This is a genomic window from Klebsiella aerogenes (genome assembly GCA_029027985.1).
Lineage (GTDB): Bacteria > Pseudomonadota > Gammaproteobacteria > Enterobacterales > Enterobacteriaceae > Klebsiella > Klebsiella aerogenes_A.
Genome location: CP119076.1, coordinates 4,156,353 through 4,170,149, shown reverse-complemented (window position 1 = coordinate 4,170,149; position 13,797 = coordinate 4,156,353). Strand labels below are relative to the sequence as shown.

15 protein-coding genes and 1 other annotated feature are annotated in these 13,797 nt (G+C 55.4%); of the genes, 11 read left to right on the top strand and 4 right to left on the bottom strand.

Going from position 1 to position 13,797, the window contains the following annotated elements:
* Window positions 1–84 precede the first annotated feature (84 nt).
* Entirely contained in the window at window positions 85–2,022 is a 1,938-nt protein-coding gene (gene sltY / locus PYR66_19740) for a murein transglycosylase (GenBank protein ID WEF27489.1), read from the top strand.
* A gap of 87 nt (window positions 2,023–2,109) precedes the next feature.
* Window positions 2,110–2,436 (top strand): trp operon repressor, encoded by a 327-nt coding sequence (gene trpR, locus PYR66_19735; GenBank protein ID WEF27488.1) that lies wholly within the window; start codon window positions 2,110–2,112, stop codon window positions 2,434–2,436.
* Here the strand turns inward: trpR and yjjX are convergent.
* A complete protein-coding gene (yjjX, locus tag PYR66_19730; protein WEF27487.1) occupies window positions 2,423–2,938 on the bottom strand; it encodes an inosine/xanthosine triphosphatase in 516 nt (171 codons plus the stop codon). The two genes, trpR and yjjX, sit on opposite strands and share 14 nt — an antisense overlap.
* A 113-nt stretch (window positions 2,939–3,051) precedes the next feature.
* On the opposite strand from yjjX, the gene gpmB reads away from it, so the two are divergent.
* Window positions 3,052–3,699: a 2,3-diphosphoglycerate-dependent phosphoglycerate mutase GpmB gene (gene gpmB, locus PYR66_19725; protein ID WEF27486.1), complete on the top strand. Its 648-nt coding sequence runs from the start codon at window positions 3,052–3,054 to the stop codon at window positions 3,697–3,699.
* On the opposite strand, the gene robA is transcribed toward gpmB, so the two are convergent.
* Window positions 3,696–4,565: an MDR efflux pump AcrAB transcriptional activator RobA gene (gene robA / locus PYR66_19720; protein ID WEF27485.1), complete on the bottom strand. Its 870-nt coding sequence runs from the start codon at window positions 4,563–4,565 to the stop codon at window positions 3,696–3,698. The two genes, gpmB and robA, sit on opposite strands and share 4 nt — an antisense overlap.
* Window positions 4,566–4,773: 208 nt before the next feature.
* On the opposite strand from robA, the gene creA reads away from it, so the two are divergent.
* On the top strand, window positions 4,774–5,247 hold the full coding sequence (creA, locus tag PYR66_19715; protein WEF27484.1) for a protein CreA: 474 nt from the start codon (window positions 4,774–4,776) through the stop codon (window positions 5,245–5,247).
* Window positions 5,248–5,372: 125 nt separating this feature from the next.
* Here the strand turns inward: creA and arcA are convergent, their stop codons facing one another.
* A complete protein-coding gene (gene arcA / locus PYR66_19710) occupies window positions 5,373–6,089 on the bottom strand; it encodes a two-component system response regulator ArcA (GenBank protein WEF27483.1) in 717 nt (238 codons plus the stop codon).
* 95 nt (window positions 6,090–6,184) lie between these two features.
* On the opposite strand from arcA, the gene yjjY reads away from it, so the two are divergent.
* The 7 genes from yjjY (at window position 6,185) to PYR66_19675 (ending at window position 12,949) form a co-directional block, all read left to right on the top strand.
* Window positions 6,185–6,325 (top strand): protein YjjY, encoded by a 141-nt coding sequence (gene yjjY, locus PYR66_19705; protein WEF27482.1) that lies wholly within the window; start codon window positions 6,185–6,187, stop codon window positions 6,323–6,325.
* 396 nt (window positions 6,326–6,721) lie between these two features.
* On the top strand, window positions 6,722–7,408 hold the full coding sequence (locus PYR66_19700; protein ID WEF27481.1) for a tRNA/rRNA methyltransferase: 687 nt from the start codon (window positions 6,722–6,724) through the stop codon (window positions 7,406–7,408).
* Window positions 7,409–7,617: 209 nt separating this feature from the next.
* Window positions 7,618–7,689, top strand: a complete 72-nt coding sequence (gene thrL, locus PYR66_19695; GenBank protein ID WEF30511.1) for a thr operon leader peptide — start codon at window positions 7,618–7,620, stop codon at window positions 7,687–7,689.
* Window positions 7,625–7,746 (top strand) — a sequence feature (Thr leader region). Its footprint overlaps the gene before it by 65 nt.
* Before the next feature lie 25 nt (window positions 7,747–7,771).
* Window positions 7,772–10,234 carry a bifunctional aspartate kinase/homoserine dehydrogenase I gene (thrA, locus tag PYR66_19690; GenBank protein WEF27480.1) on the top strand — a complete coding sequence of 821 codons (2,463 nt, stop codon included), beginning with the start codon at window positions 7,772–7,774 and terminating at the stop codon, window positions 10,232–10,234.
* A 1-nt stretch (window position 10,235) separates the two neighbouring features.
* The gene (gene thrB / locus PYR66_19685) at window positions 10,236–11,165 is read left to right on the top strand and encodes a homoserine kinase (GenBank protein WEF27479.1); all 930 of its coding nucleotides are present in this window, start codon (window positions 10,236–10,238) and stop codon (window positions 11,163–11,165) included.
* A gap of 3 nt (window positions 11,166–11,168) precedes the next feature.
* Entirely contained in the window at window positions 11,169–12,449 is a 1,281-nt protein-coding gene (thrC, locus tag PYR66_19680) for a threonine synthase (protein ID WEF27478.1), read from the top strand.
* 194 nt (window positions 12,450–12,643) lie between these two features.
* The gene (locus PYR66_19675) at window positions 12,644–12,949 is read left to right on the top strand and encodes a DUF2502 domain-containing protein (protein ID WEF27477.1); all 306 of its coding nucleotides are present in this window, start codon (window positions 12,644–12,646) and stop codon (window positions 12,947–12,949) included.
* 36 nt (window positions 12,950–12,985) lie between these two features.
* Here PYR66_19675 and yaaA read toward each other — a convergent pair whose 3' ends face one another.
* A complete protein-coding gene (gene yaaA, locus PYR66_19670; GenBank protein WEF27476.1) occupies window positions 12,986–13,759 on the bottom strand; it encodes a peroxide stress protein YaaA in 774 nt (257 codons plus the stop codon).
* Between the last annotated feature and the right edge of the window lie 38 nt (window positions 13,760–13,797).

Genomic DNA, 13,797 nt, shown 5'->3' with positions numbered 1-13,797 from the left:
GTCTGATTAGCATATCTAATCAACACCCTGATTTTTTTGAAGCGGCACGACGCCGCTGTGATGCACCAACTAGAGGAAGAGCTTGTGGAAAAAGCCAAAATTACGGCATGGCGTCTTCTGGCTGCCGGCGTGAGCCTGCTGACGTTAAGCCAGCTGGCGCATGCGGATTCACTGGATGAACAGCGCAGCCGCTATGCTCAAATTAAACAAGCGTGGGACAGCCGCCAGATGGATGTCGTCAACCAGCTGATGCCCACGCTCAGCAGCTATCCGCTGTATCCGTACCTGCAATACCGACAAATCACCGATGATCTGATGAACCAGCCCCCGCTGGTGGTCAAAAACTTCATTGAGGCGAACCCGACGCTGCCAGCGGCACGTTCGCTGAAATCACGCTTTGTTAATGAGTTGGCGCGGCGCACTGACTGGCGCGGCCTGTTGGCGTTCAGCCCGGATAAGCCAGCGACCACCGAAGCGCAGTGTAACTACTACTATGCCAAACTCAGCGTCGGCCAGTCGCAAGAAGCGTGGAGCGGCGCGAAAGATCTCTGGTTGACCGGGAAGAGCCAGCCAAATGCCTGCGACCCGCTGTTCAGCGCGTGGCGCGATTCGGGTCAGCAGGATCCGCTAGCCTATCTCGAAAGGATCCGTCTGGCGATGAAGGCTGGCAATACCAGCCTGGTCAGAGTCCTCGCCCAGCAGATGCCGTCAAATTACCAGAGTATCTCTTCAGCGGTGGTCGCGCTGGCCAACGATCCTAATAGCGTGATGACCTTTGCCCGCACCACCGGAGCGACCGATTTTACTCGCCAGATGGCGGCGGCCGCTTTTGCCAGCGTTGCGCGTCAGGACGTGGAAAATGCCCGCCTGATGATCCCATCGTTGGTACAGGCGCAGCAGTTGAATGACGATCAAACCCAGGAACTGCGCGATATTGTCGCCTGGCGTTTGATGGGGACTGATGTAACCGAAGCGCAGGCGGAGTGGCGCGATGATGCGATCATGCGCTCGCAGTCGACCTCTCTGGTAGAGCGTCGGGTACGTATGGCGCTGGGCAATGGCGATCGCCATGGCCTGAATACCTGGCTGGCGCGTCTGCCCATGGAGGCGAAAGAGAAAGATGAGTGGCGCTACTGGCAGGCGGATCTGCTGCTGGAGCGTGGGCGCGATGATGAAGCGAAGGCGATCCTGCGTTCCCTGATGCAACAGCGCGGCTTCTATCCGATGGTCGCCGCTCAGCGTCTGGGCGAAGAATATACCTTCCGCATCGATAAAGCCTCCGGCACCATTGACCCTACGCTGGCCTCCGGCCCTGAGATGGCGCGCGTTCGCGAGCTGATGTACTGGAATATGGATAACACCGCGCGCAGTGAATGGGCGAACCTGGTGAGCAGCCGCAGCAAAGCGCAGCAGGCGCAGCTGGCGCGTTACGCGTTCGATCAACATTGGTGGGATCTCAGCGTACAGGCGACGATCGCCGGTAAACTGTGGGATCAGCTGGAAGAGCGCTTCCCGCTGGCGTACAACGATCTGTTTGCGCGTTACATTAGCGGCAAGGATATCCCGCAGAGCTACGCGATGGCGATTGCGCGTCAGGAGAGCGCGTGGAACCCGAAAGTTCGCTCGCCGGTCGGCGCCAGCGGCTTGATGCAGATTATGCCCGGCACCGCGACGCATACCGTCAGTATGTTCAGTATTCCCGGCTATAGCAGCCCATCGCAGCTGTTGGATCCGGACACCAACATCAACATCGGCACCAGCTATCTGCAATATGTCTACCAGCAGTTCGGTAATAACCGCATCTATGCGTCAGCGGCCTATAACGCCGGCCCTGGGCGCGTACGGACCTGGCAAGGCAACAGTGCCGGGCGTATTGATGCCGTGGCCTTTGTCGAGAGCATTCCGTTCTCGGAAACTCGCGGTTATGTGAAGAACGTCCTCTCCTACGATGCCTATTACCGTTACTTTATGGGCAAGCAGGATAGCTTGTTGAGCGACGCGGAATGGCAACAACGTTACTGATCGTCTGGAAGTATGTTATCCTTTGTACTCGTTGATGAGTACACTCGACGGGCAGCCTGGCTGCCCGTCTCAACATGGCGACGTAACATGACCCAACAATCCCCTTATTCAGCGGCGGTGGCCGAACAACGTCATCAGGAGTGGCTGCGCTTCGTGGCGTTGCTGCAGCAGGCCTACGCTGAGGATCTTCACCTGCCGTTGTTGCAACTGATGCTGACGCCCGACGAGCGTGAAGCGCTGGGCACCCGAGTGCGTATTATTGAAGAGCTGCTGCGCGGCGAGATGAGCCAGCGCGAGCTGAAAAACGAACTCGGCGCCGGTATCGCCACCATTACCCGCGGCTCCAATAGCCTGAAATCGGCGCCGGCGGAGCTGCGCCAGTGGCTGGAACAAACGCTGCTTAACGATAAATAGCGTTATGGAACGGACTGAGCGCCAGCACGACCGCCTGATGGTAGACGCTGCTGCGCGTTAGCCTGCCGCCGGTAAAGACGCCGATAGCGCCTTCTTTACGGCCGATCTGGTCGATACCGGTATGCTGTGACATGACCGGCCCCAACGCCTCCCCGGCGCGAACCTGTTCAAGAATCACCTCCGGCAGCGGCAGCGTGGCCGAGCGCGCTTCACCGCGCTGATGCCGATCCTCAATCACTACCCAGCTGAAGGTGCTGCCTTCATCGATCCCGGCTTCAATCGCGACCCAAAAATCGGCTTTCGGCTGCGCGAGACGGGCATTGGCGACGCGATTTCGTGCGCCAGCCCGCGTTTCCTCGCTGCCGAAGGGCTGTTCCGGCACGCCGCTCTCGACGGCGACGGACTCAATGTGGCAGGATCCTTCGCCGAAGATCTCGTTAAAAGCCTGCAGAATTGCCTGAATTTTGGCGGGATTAGTGGTAGCTGAGACAACATGGTGCATAATCAAAACAACTCAGAATTAATTAACGTCATCGCAGTATACTCCAAATCATTCTGACGACAGGCAATAGCGCCGATCGACAGCTGATGAAGGGTTCAGAACGGAAAATAAGCATGTTACAGGTATACCTTGTTCGCCACGGTGAAACGCAGTGGAACGCCGAGCGACGTATTCAAGGCCAGTCCGATAGTCCGCTGACCGCCCACGGTGAGCGCCAGGCATGGCAGGTTGGCGAGCGCGCCAGAACGTTGGGGATCACCCATATTATCGCCAGCGACCTCGGGCGTACCCGCCGCACAGCCGAAATTATCGCCGAAGCCTGCGGCTGCGGCGTAGTCACCGATTCGCGCCTGCGCGAGCTGGATATGGGCGTGCTGGAGAAACGCCATATCGACTCGCTGAGCGAGGAAGAAGAGGGCTGGCGCCGTCAGTTAGTCAACGGTACGCCGGACGGACGTATTCCACAGGGTGAGTCAATGCAGGAGTTGAGCGAGCGTATGCGCGCGGCGCTCGCTACCTGTCTGGAGTTGCCAGCCGGTAGCCGACCGTTGCTGGTCAGTCACGGGATGGCGTTGGGCTGCCTGGTCAGCACGATCCTCGGGCTACCTGCTTATGCCGAACGTCGCCTGCGTCTGCGCAACTGTTCGATTTCACGCGTTGATTACCAGCAGAGCCCGTGGCTGGCGTCGGGTTGGGTAGTCGAGACGGCGGGGGACATTTCGCATCTCGATGCCCCCGCAATGGACGAACTGCAGCGTTAACGGCGAATCGGAATCAGGTACTCGCAGCGCAGCTGAATTGGCGTGGCCTGGTTCCGGTTGTCATCTTCCGGATAGAAGCGCTCGATATCGAGCCCTTTGCGGCGGGTGAGGTTCAGCATCGGCATACAGGTGCCGTATACCGTCAGGATAAACTCCTGCAACCCGGTTCCTAATCCTTCGTAGGTGAACATCACATATTCGCCGCCTTCCAGAATCACCGGCTGGGAGTTATGCAGGTGGCCGTTAGCCATCTCCGGCGTCAGCGCGGTGGTGTAGAACACCTCCTGCTCATCGTCTTTTTCCAGACTTGGACGCGGTTCATGCAGACCGTACAGCGTCGGTGGAATGCTGGGCGCGTTGCCGAGGAATTCGCGCCAGAACTGGACCCGCATCTGATTACGGAATTCAGAAATTTCTTCCAGCTTGCAGGTATAGCTTTGGGTGACGCCGACCAGCTGTGTGGTGTTCAGCGTCACGAACTCATGCTTCGGCATGGCAAATTCACCGAGACGCAGCGGCGGACGCATACCAAACGAGCTCCAGTCCGGAGAGCGGCGATACAGCGCAGGGGTCAGGTTGAACTGTTTTTTAAAGGCGCGGGTGAACGTTTGTTGGGAATCGAAACGATACTGCAGCGCGATATCGAGAATCGGACGAGCGGTCAGGCGGAGCGCAACAGCCGACTTAGACAGACGACGCGCGCGAATATAGGCACCAATAGCTTGACCCGTGACGTCTTTAAACATACGTTGCAAATGCCACTTGGAATAACCTGCCTTCGCCGCCACATTATCCAATGAAAGTGGCTGATCCAGGTGACCTTCCAGCCAGCTCAGGAGATCGCGAATAATCCCAGCTTGATCCATAAAATGTCCCCATCCTTTAAACTCAGGTACCTATATTAAGGTAGCGGATAATAGCATTTTTTGATGTTTTAGCATTCAGTGTTTTTTTTGCTTTTAAATGCGATCATCTGGCAGCGATCGTGGGTAATTTTGTAAAGCTGTGATCTTTAAACCTTTTCCACAACGTTGCTGATCATCACGTAGCGGAATTTTAAGAAATGGTAACAATATGAAATACAAGAAGTTAGTGGCAGGACTGTTTTTACTCGCCGCGGGCCAGCTGGCGCATGCCGAGCAAATCGGCTCCGTCGATACGGTATTTAAATGGCTGGGTCCGGATCATAAAATCGTGGTCGAAGCCTTCGACGATCCGGATGTGCAAAACGTCACCTGCTATATCAGCCGGGCGAAAACCGGCGGTATTAAAGGCGGGCTGGGGCTGGCGGAAGATACCTCTGACGCCGCGATTTCCTGTCAGCAGGTCGGGCCGATCGAACTGACCGACAAAATCAAAAATGGTAAAAGCCAGGGCGACGTCGTGTTCCAGAAACGCACCTCGCTGGTATTCAAAAAGCTGCAGGTCGTCCGTTTCTATGATGCGAAGCGCAATGCACTGGTTTATCTGACTTATTCGGATAAAGTGGTCGACGGTTCGCCGAAAAATGCCATCAGCGCCGTGCCGATCATGCCATGGAATAAATAAACGGCAGCGCCGTCGCCGCTACGCTTTGCGGATGGCGCCACGTGACATATCAGGTAGTAAAAACCGTAATAAAAAACGGCGCCGAAGGGCGCCGTTTTTGCGTTGTGACTGCGGGATAAACTGAATTATTCCTGCAGATCGCCACAGAAACGGTAACCTTCACCGTGAATGGTCGCGATGATTTCCGGGGTGTCCGGAGTGGATTCGAAATGCTTACGAATGCGACGAATAGTCACGTCCACGGTACGGTCATGCGGCTTCAGCTCGCGACCGGTCATTTTCTTCAGCAGCTCTGCGCGTGACTGAATTTTGCCCGGGTTTTCGCAGAAGTGCAGCATCGCGCGGAATTCACTGCGCGGCAGCTTGTACTGCTCGCCATTTGGGCTCACCAGCGAACGGCTGTTGATATCCAGTTCCCAGCCATTGAACTTGTAGCTCTCAACGCTGCGACGCTCTTCGCTCACGGTACCCAGGTTCATGGTACGGGAGAGCAGGTTGCGCGCGCGGATAGTCAGTTCACGCGGGTTAAACGGTTTAGTGATATAGTCATCGGCGCCGATTTCGAGGCCGAGAATTTTATCCACTTCGTTGTCGCGGCCGGTAAGGAACATCAGCGCGACGTCAGCTTGTTCACGCAGTTCACGCGCGAGCAGGAGACCATTTTTACCTGGCAGGTTGATATCCATGATCACCAGGTTGATATCATTTTCAGACAGGATCTGATGCATTTCCGCGCCATCGGTCGCTTCGAATACATCATAACCTTCTGCTTCGAAAATACTTTTTAACGTGTTGCGTGTTACCAACTCGTCTTCAACGATAAGAATGTGCGGGGTCTGCATGTTTGCTACCTAAATTGCCAACTAAATCGAAACAGGAAGTACCAAAGTCCCTGACCTGCCTGGTACATGCTACAAATTAACATGTCCGGCGTAACATGACTAAAGTACGTAATTGCGTTCTTGATGCACTTTCCATCAACGTCAACAACATCATTAGCTTGGTCGTGGGTACTTTCCCTCTGGACCCGACGGTGTCAAAAACGGCTGTCATCCTAACCATTTTAACAGCAACATAACAGGCTAAGAGAGGCCGAACACCCAATAAAACTACGCTTCGTTGACATATATCAAGTTCAATTGTAGCACGTTAACAGTCTTGTGAAATCATTGCATCGATTTGCGATTTATCGTCACATTTCTTACACAGCTCAATTAGTTGCAGCTATGAATTAATAAATGCAATGAATCCAAAGTCTGTGGGCAAATGAAAACTGAAATATCATTGCCAAACATATGGATAAATGCGTTCTGTTAACATACTCCGTATTGGTGTCCAATGTGAACAGTTTAGTTTTTTTTAAGAGTAATAAAGCCCATTTTTAGTGATTTTTGTTGCAAATTTGTAAATTTTCGCCGCGTAAAATGGGGGTAACCGCAGATTAGCGCCGCGTAAGAGGATAAAGAGAAGCACAATGCGTTTATCGATTGTTTTGGTGGCGCCCGCCAGGGCTGAGAACGTCGGCGCGGCGGCGCGGGCGATGAAAACGATGGGATTCAGCGAATTGCGGATCGTTGATAGCGAGGCGCATTTGCAGCCCGCGGCCCGCTGGGTCGCCCACGGCTCGGGAGATATTTTAGATAATATAAAAACTTACCCGACGCTTGCTCAGGCGCTACACGACGTTGATTTTACCGTCGCCACCACCGCCCGCAGCCGTGCGCGTTTCCATTACTACGCGACGCCGCAACAGTTGCTGCCGCTGCTGGAAGAAAAAGCGCAATGGATGAATCACACCGCGCTGGTATTTGGTCGCGAGGACTCCGGCTTAACCAACGAGGAGCTGGCGCTGGCCGATGTGCTTACCGGCGTGCCGATGGTTGCCGATTATCCTTCCCTGAATCTCGGACAGTCGGTGATGGTGTATTGCTATCAGTTGAGCTCATTGCTACAGCAAGCGGCCCCACAGGGGGGCGACACTGATGAAAATCAGCTGCAGGCCTTACGCCAGCGGACATTGTTGCTACTTGGTCGTTTAGGGGTGGATGAAGACGTTAAACTCGTCGACTGGTTGCAGCAGCGGATCGGACTGTTACAGCAACGCGACACCGCGATGTTGCATCGTTTGTTGCATGATATTGAAAAAAATCTACCAGAGTAAAACTCTATCGTAATGTGTTTATATGGATGTATCTGCTAATTGCAACCGCAACCTTTTGGCTATATGGCGGAATTCACGGGGTGCTGTGGCGGAATGCCAAGGTTGGCCGGAAAAGGACGAATTTAGAAATTCGTTGACTTAAGCAGGCAGATACTTTAACCAATATAGGCAGGACACAGACAGATAAAAATACAGAGTACACAACATCCATGAATCGCATCGGCATGATGACTACCATTATCACAACCATCACCATTACCACAGGTAACGGTGCGGGCTGACGCGTACAGGAAACAACAGAAAAAAGCCCGCACCTAAACAGTGCGGGCTTTTTTTTTGACAAGAGATCAAGGGGTAAGAACCATGCGAGTGTTGAAGTTCGGCGGTACATCAGTGGCAAATGCAGAGCGCTTTCTGCGAGTTGCCGATATTCTGGAGAGCAATGCCAGGCAGGGGCAGGTTGCGACCGTGCTGTCTGCCCCGGCGAAAATCACCAACCATCTGGTCGCGATGATTGAAAAAACGATTAGCGGTCAGGACGCTCTTACCAATATCGCCGATGCCGAACGCATCTTTGCCGACCTTCTGCAGGGACTGGCCGACATTCAGCCTGGCTTCCCGCTCGCACAACTGAAAACCTTCGTTGACCAGGAATTCGCGCAGATTAAACACGTCCTGCACGGCATTAGCCTGCTGGGCCAGTGCCCGGACAGCGTTAACGCCGCGCTGATCTGCCGCGGTGAAAAGCTCTCTATCGCCATCATGGCGGCGCTGCTGGAGGCGCGCGGCCACAAGGTGAGCGTGATTAACCCGGTCGAAAAACTGCTGGCCGTCGGCCACTACCTTGAATCCACTGTCGATATCGCTGAATCCACCCGTCGCATCGTCGCCAGCCAGATCCCGGCTGACCACATGGTGCTGATGGCGGGCTTTACCGCTGGTAACGAGAAGGGCGAGCTGGTGGTGTTGGGCCGCAACGGCTCCGACTACTCCGCCGCCGTACTGGCCGCCTGTTTACGCGCCGACTGCTGCGAAATCTGGACCGACGTCGACGGCGTCTATACCTGCGACCCGCGCCAGGTGCCGGACGCGCGCTTGTTGAAATCGATGTCCTATCAGGAAGCGATGGAACTGTCCTATTTTGGCGCCAAGGTGCTGCACCCGCGCACCATCGCGCCTATCGCTCAGTTCCAGATCCCTTGTCTGATTAAAAATACCGGTAACCCTCAGGCGCCGGGCACGCTTATCGGCGCCAGCCTTGATGAAGACGGCCTGCCGGTCAAAGGGATCTCGAATCTTAACAATATGGCGATGTTCAACGTTTCCGGGCCGGGAATGAAGGGCATGGTCGGCATGGCGGCGCGCGTCTTCGCGACGATGTCCCGCGCCGGTATCTCCGTGGTGCTGATTACCCAATCCTCCTCGGAATACAGCATCAGTTTCTGCGTGCCGCAAAGCGACTGCGCGCGGGCGAAGCGGGTGATGGAAGATGAATTCTACCTTGAACTGAAAGAGGGGCTACTGGAGCCGCTGTCGATCATGGAGCGGCTGGCGATCATCTCCGTTGTGGGCGATGGGATGCGCACGCTGCGCGGTATCTCGGCGAAATTCTTCGCTGCGCTGGCGCGCGCCAATATCAATATCGTGGCAATAGCCCAGGGCTCTTCCGAACGCTCTATCTCGGTGGTGGTGAGCAATGATGACGCCACCACTGGCGTGCGTGTGACGCACCAGATGCTGTTTAACACCGACCAGGTTATCGAAGTCTTCGTGATCGGCGTCGGCGGCGTCGGCGGCGCGCTGATCGAACAGATTAAGCGCCAGCAGAGCTGGTTAAAGGGCAAGCATATCGATCTGCGCGTGTGCGGCGTGGCGAATTCACAGGCGCTGCTGACCAGCGTGCACGGTCTGAATCTGGAAAACTGGCGCGCCGAACTGGCGGAAGCCAAAGAGGCCTTTAATCTGGGACGCCTGATTCGCCTGGTGAAAGAATACCACTTGCTGAACCCGGTTATCGTCGACTGTACCTCCAGCCAGGCGGTGGCCGATCAGTATGCGGATTTCCTGCGTGAAGGTTTCCACGTGGTGACGCCGAATAAAAAGGCCAATACCTCTTCGCTGGACTACTATCACCAGCTACGTCACGCCGCCAGCAGCTCGCGGCGCAAGTTCCTCTACGACACCAACGTCGGCGCGGGCCTGCCGGTGATTGAAAACCTGCAGAACTTGCTTAACGCCGGTGATGAACTGCTGCATTTCTCCGGGATTCTCTCCGGCTCGCTATCGTTTATCTTTGGTAAGCTGGATGAAGGCATGAGCCTTTCTGAAGCCACCAAATTGGCGCGTGAGATGGGCTATACCGAACCAGATCCGCGCGACGATCTTTCTGGCGTGGACGTGGCGCGTAAACTGCTGATCCTCGCTCGCGAGACCGGCCGCGAGCTGGAGCTCTCCGATATTATTGTTGAACCTGCGCTGCCAGCCGACTTTGACGCCAGCGGCGACGTCGAGAGCTTTATGGCCCGCCTACCGACGCTTGACGATCAATTTGCTTCGCGAGTTGCTAAAGCGCGCGACGAGGGTAAAGTCTTACGTTACGTCGGCAACATTGAAGAAGATGGCGTCTGCCGGGTGAAAATTGCCGAAGTGGACGGTAATGATCCGCTGTATAAAGTGAAAAACGGCGAGAACGCGCTGGCGTTTTATAGTCATTATTATCAGCCGCTGCCGCTGGTGCTGCGCGGCTATGGCGCGGGTAACGATGTCACGGCCGCCGGTGTGTTCGCCGACCTGCTGCGTACCCTGTCATGGAAGTTAGGAGTTTAAGATGGTCAAAGTATACGCCCCGGCTTCCAGTGCCAATATGAGCGTCGGGTTTGATGTGCTGGGCGCGGCGGTCACGCCGGTCGACGGCACGCTGCTGGGGGATAACGTTTCGGTAGAAGCGGCGGCGCAGTTCAGCCTGCGTAACGTAGGCCGCTTCGCCAGCAAATTACCGTCGGCGCCGCAGGAAAATATCGTCTATCAATGTTGGGAAACCTTCTGCCGGGAGATTGGCAAAACGGTCCCGGTGGCGATGACTCTTGAAAAGAATATGCCGATTGGCTCGGGCCTCGGTTCCAGCGCCTGTTCAGTCGTCGCCGCGCTGGTGGCGATGAACGAATATTGCGGCAAGCCGCTCAATGAAAACCGGATGCTGGCGCTGATGGGCGAGATGGAAGGGCGCATCTCTGGCAGCATTCACTATGATAATGTGGCGCCGTGCTATCTTGGCGGCATGCAGCTGATGATCGAAGAGAATGGCATTATCAGCCAGCAGATCCCGGGGTTTGATGAATGGTTGTGGGTGCTGGCCTATCCTGGCATTAAAGTCTCCACCGCTGAAGCGCGCGCGATTCTGCCAGCGCAGTATCGTCGTCAGGATTGCATCGCCCATGGTCGCCATCTGGCGGGCTTTATTCACGCCTGCTATAGCCGCCAGCCGCAACTGGCGGCAAAGTTAATGAAAGATGTGATTGCCGAACCGTACCGTACCAAACTGCTGCCGGGCTTCAGCGAAGCGCGTCAGGCGGCGATGGAAATCGGCGCGCAGGCTTGCGGGATCTCCGGCTCCGGCCCGACGCTGTTTGCGTTGTGCGATAAACCGGATACCGCGCAGCGCGTCGCCGACTGGCTGGCCGCGCATTATCTGCAAAATCAGGAAGGCTTCGTTCATATTTGCCGGCTGGACACGGCGGGCGCTCGAGTAGTGGGATAAGTGATGAAACTGTATAACTTAAAAGATCATAATGAACAGGTCAGCTTCGCGCAGGCCGTGACACAAGGGCTTGGCAGACAACAGGGGCTGTTCTTCCCGCACGATCTGCCGGAATTCAGCCTGACCGAAATCGACGAGATGCTGGCGCAGGACTTCGTCACCCGTAGCGCAAAAATCCTGTCGGCGTTTATTGGCGACGAGATCCCGCAGGATCAACTGCAGGCTCGCGTCGGCGCGGCGTTCGCCTTCCCGGCACCGGTAAGTAAAGTGCAAGACGATGTCGGCTGCCTGGAGCTGTTCCACGGCCCGACTTTGGCTTTTAAAGATTTTGGCGGCCGCTTTATGGCGCAGATGCTGACGCATATCGCGGGCGACAAACCGGTGACTATTCTGACCGCCACCTCCGGCGACACCGGCGCGGCAGTCGCGCATGCCTTCTACGGTTTGCCGAATGTCAAAGTGGTTATCCTCTATCCGCACGGCAAAATCAGTCCGCTGCAGGAGAAGCTGTTCTGCACCCTGGGCGGCAATATTGAAACCGTAGCGATCGACGGTGATTTCGATGCCTGTCAGGCACTGGTGAAGCAGGCGTTTGACGACGAAGCGCTAAAAGCCGCTTTGGGCCTCAACTCCGCCAACTCCATTAACATCAGCCGCCTGCTGGCGCAGATCTGTTACTACTTCGAAGCGGTCGCACAGCTGCCGCAGGACGCGCGTAATCAGCTGGTGGTATCGGTGCCGAGCGGCAACTTCGGCGATCTGACTGCTGGCTTGCTGGCGAAATCGCTGGGGCTGCCGATTAAGCGCTTTATTGCCGCGACCAACGTTAATGATACCGTGCCGCGCTTCCTGCAGGACGGTAACTGGGCGCCGAAAGCGACTCAGGCGACCCTGTCTAACGCCATGGACGTCAGCCAGCCGAACAACTGGCCGCGCGTGGAAGAGTTGTTCCGCCGTAAGGTCTGGCGTCTGAATGAGCTGGGCTATGCCGCAGTTGATGATGACACCACCAAAGAGACCATGCGCGAACTGAAAGCCATCGGCTATACCTCTGAACCGCACGCGGCGATTGCTTACCGCGCGCTGCGCGATCAGTTGCAGCCGGGAGAATACGGTTTGTTCCTCGGTACCGCGCATCCGGCTAAGTTCAAAGAAAGCGTAGAAGCGATCCTGCAGGAGACTCTGCCGTTGCCGAAGGAGCTGGCCGATCGCGCCGATCTGCCGCTGTTGTCGCATAACCTGCCGGCCGATTTTGCCGCGCTACGTAAGCTGATGATGGGCTAACGTTGCCGTTCAGTCGCTAGCGAAACCGGGCTTCGTGCCCGGTTTTTTTGCGTCTGAAAATGGAGAAATTGTGCATAGATGACCAATAAATGCGGCTGGCTGTAGATTAGGATTGCGGAGAATAATCAGAATAATTTTGCGGGGGTAATATTTTACTATCGACCCATAATGGGCACTGATGGAAGGAGTAACCTATGTCAACGCTGAAACCTGTATTACTGGCGCTTTCTATGCTGCTGGTGGCTCCTGCGGTAGTTCATGCTGATGAAATCACGCTGATCCCGGCGGTAAAACTGCAAATCGGCGATCGCGATAACTACGGGCATTATTGGGATGGCGGCCACTGGCGCGATCATGACTGGTGGGCGCGCCATTATGACTGGCGTGACGATCATTGGCGCCCGCACGATGATTATCGCCATCACGATCGCGGCGATGATAACGATCAGGGTCATCATGGGCATGGCCACGATCGCGACTGGCATCATCACGACAACTAATTATCCCGCCCCGGTCTCAGGCCGGGGCCTTCTGGTTTATTGCTCGCGGCGCTTAAAGACCAGTTCGCCTTTCTCCGACGCTTCCCCATCAAAGAAATAGCCTTCGCTATTAAACGCCTGCAGCTGCTCCGGCTGAGTTAAACGGTTTTCAATGATGTAGCGGCTCATCAGACCGCGCGCTTTTTTCGCATAGAAGCTGATAACCTTGAATTTGCCGTTTTTCTCATCAAGGAACACTGGCTTAATCAGCTGGCCCTGCAGTAGCTTCGGTTTCACCGACTTAAAATACTCATCAGAAGCCAGGTTGATGACGACATCGTCGCCCTGAGCCTGCAGCGCCTGATTCAGTTTATTGGTAATGGTATCGCCCCAGAACTGATACAAGTCTTTGCCTTGCGGGTTCCCGAGCTTAATTCCCATTTCCAGGCGGTATGGCTGCATCAGATCCAACGGACGCAACACGCCGTAAAGGCCGGAGAGCATACGCAGATGCTGCTGAGCAAAATCGAAATCCGCTTCGCTAAAAGTTTCCGCCCGCAGGCCGGTATAGACATCGCCTTTAAACGCCAGAATCGCCTGACGGGCATTTTGCGGCGTGAAATCCGGGTGCCAGTCGTGAAAACGGGTGGCGTTGAGGTCGGCCAGTTTATCGCTGATGCTCATCAGCTTGCCGATTTGCGGCGCCGTCAGTTGGCGGGCGATACCGATAAGCTGTTGAGAATGCTCCAACAGTTCGGGCTGGGTATAGCGAGTCGTCGCCAATGGGCTTTGATAATCGAGCGTTTTTGCAGGTGAAATCAGAATCAGCATATCCAGTCCTTGCAGGGAATTTCGACGAATTTTAACAA

Excerpts from the sequence above, each read along its gene's own strand:
- thrC (WEF27478.1), top strand. The coding sequence starts at position 11,169 with ATGAAACTGTATAACTTAAAAGATCATAATGAACAGGTCAGCTTCGCG.
- PYR66_19675 (WEF27477.1), top strand. The coding sequence starts at position 12,644 with ATGTCAACGCTGAAACCTGTATTACTGGCGCTTTCTATGCTGCTGGTG.
- robA (WEF27485.1), bottom strand. The coding sequence starts at position 4,565 with ATGGATCAAGCTGGGATTATTCGCGATCTCCTGAGCTGGCTGGAAGGT.
- arcA (WEF27483.1), bottom strand. The coding sequence starts at position 6,089 with ATGCAGACCCCGCACATTCTTATCGTTGAAGACGAGTTGGTAACACGC.
- PYR66_19700 (WEF27481.1), top strand. The coding sequence starts at position 6,722 with ATGCGTTTATCGATTGTTTTGGTGGCGCCCGCCAGGGCTGAGAACGTC.
- thrB (WEF27479.1), top strand. The coding sequence starts at position 10,236 with ATGGTCAAAGTATACGCCCCGGCTTCCAGTGCCAATATGAGCGTCGGG.
- creA (WEF27484.1), top strand. The coding sequence starts at position 4,774 with ATGAAATACAAGAAGTTAGTGGCAGGACTGTTTTTACTCGCCGCGGGC.
- trpR (WEF27488.1), top strand. The coding sequence starts at position 2,110 with ATGACCCAACAATCCCCTTATTCAGCGGCGGTGGCCGAACAACGTCAT.
- thrA (WEF27480.1), top strand. The coding sequence starts at position 7,772 with ATGCGAGTGTTGAAGTTCGGCGGTACATCAGTGGCAAATGCAGAGCGC.
- yaaA (WEF27476.1), bottom strand. The coding sequence starts at position 13,759 with ATGCTGATTCTGATTTCACCTGCAAAAACGCTCGATTATCAAAGCCCA.
- yjjX (WEF27487.1), bottom strand. The coding sequence starts at position 2,938 with ATGCACCATGTTGTCTCAGCTACCACTAATCCCGCCAAAATTCAGGCA.
- yjjY (WEF27482.1), top strand. The coding sequence starts at position 6,185 with ATGACTAAAGTACGTAATTGCGTTCTTGATGCACTTTCCATCAACGTC.
- gpmB (WEF27486.1), top strand. The coding sequence starts at position 3,052 with ATGTTACAGGTATACCTTGTTCGCCACGGTGAAACGCAGTGGAACGCC.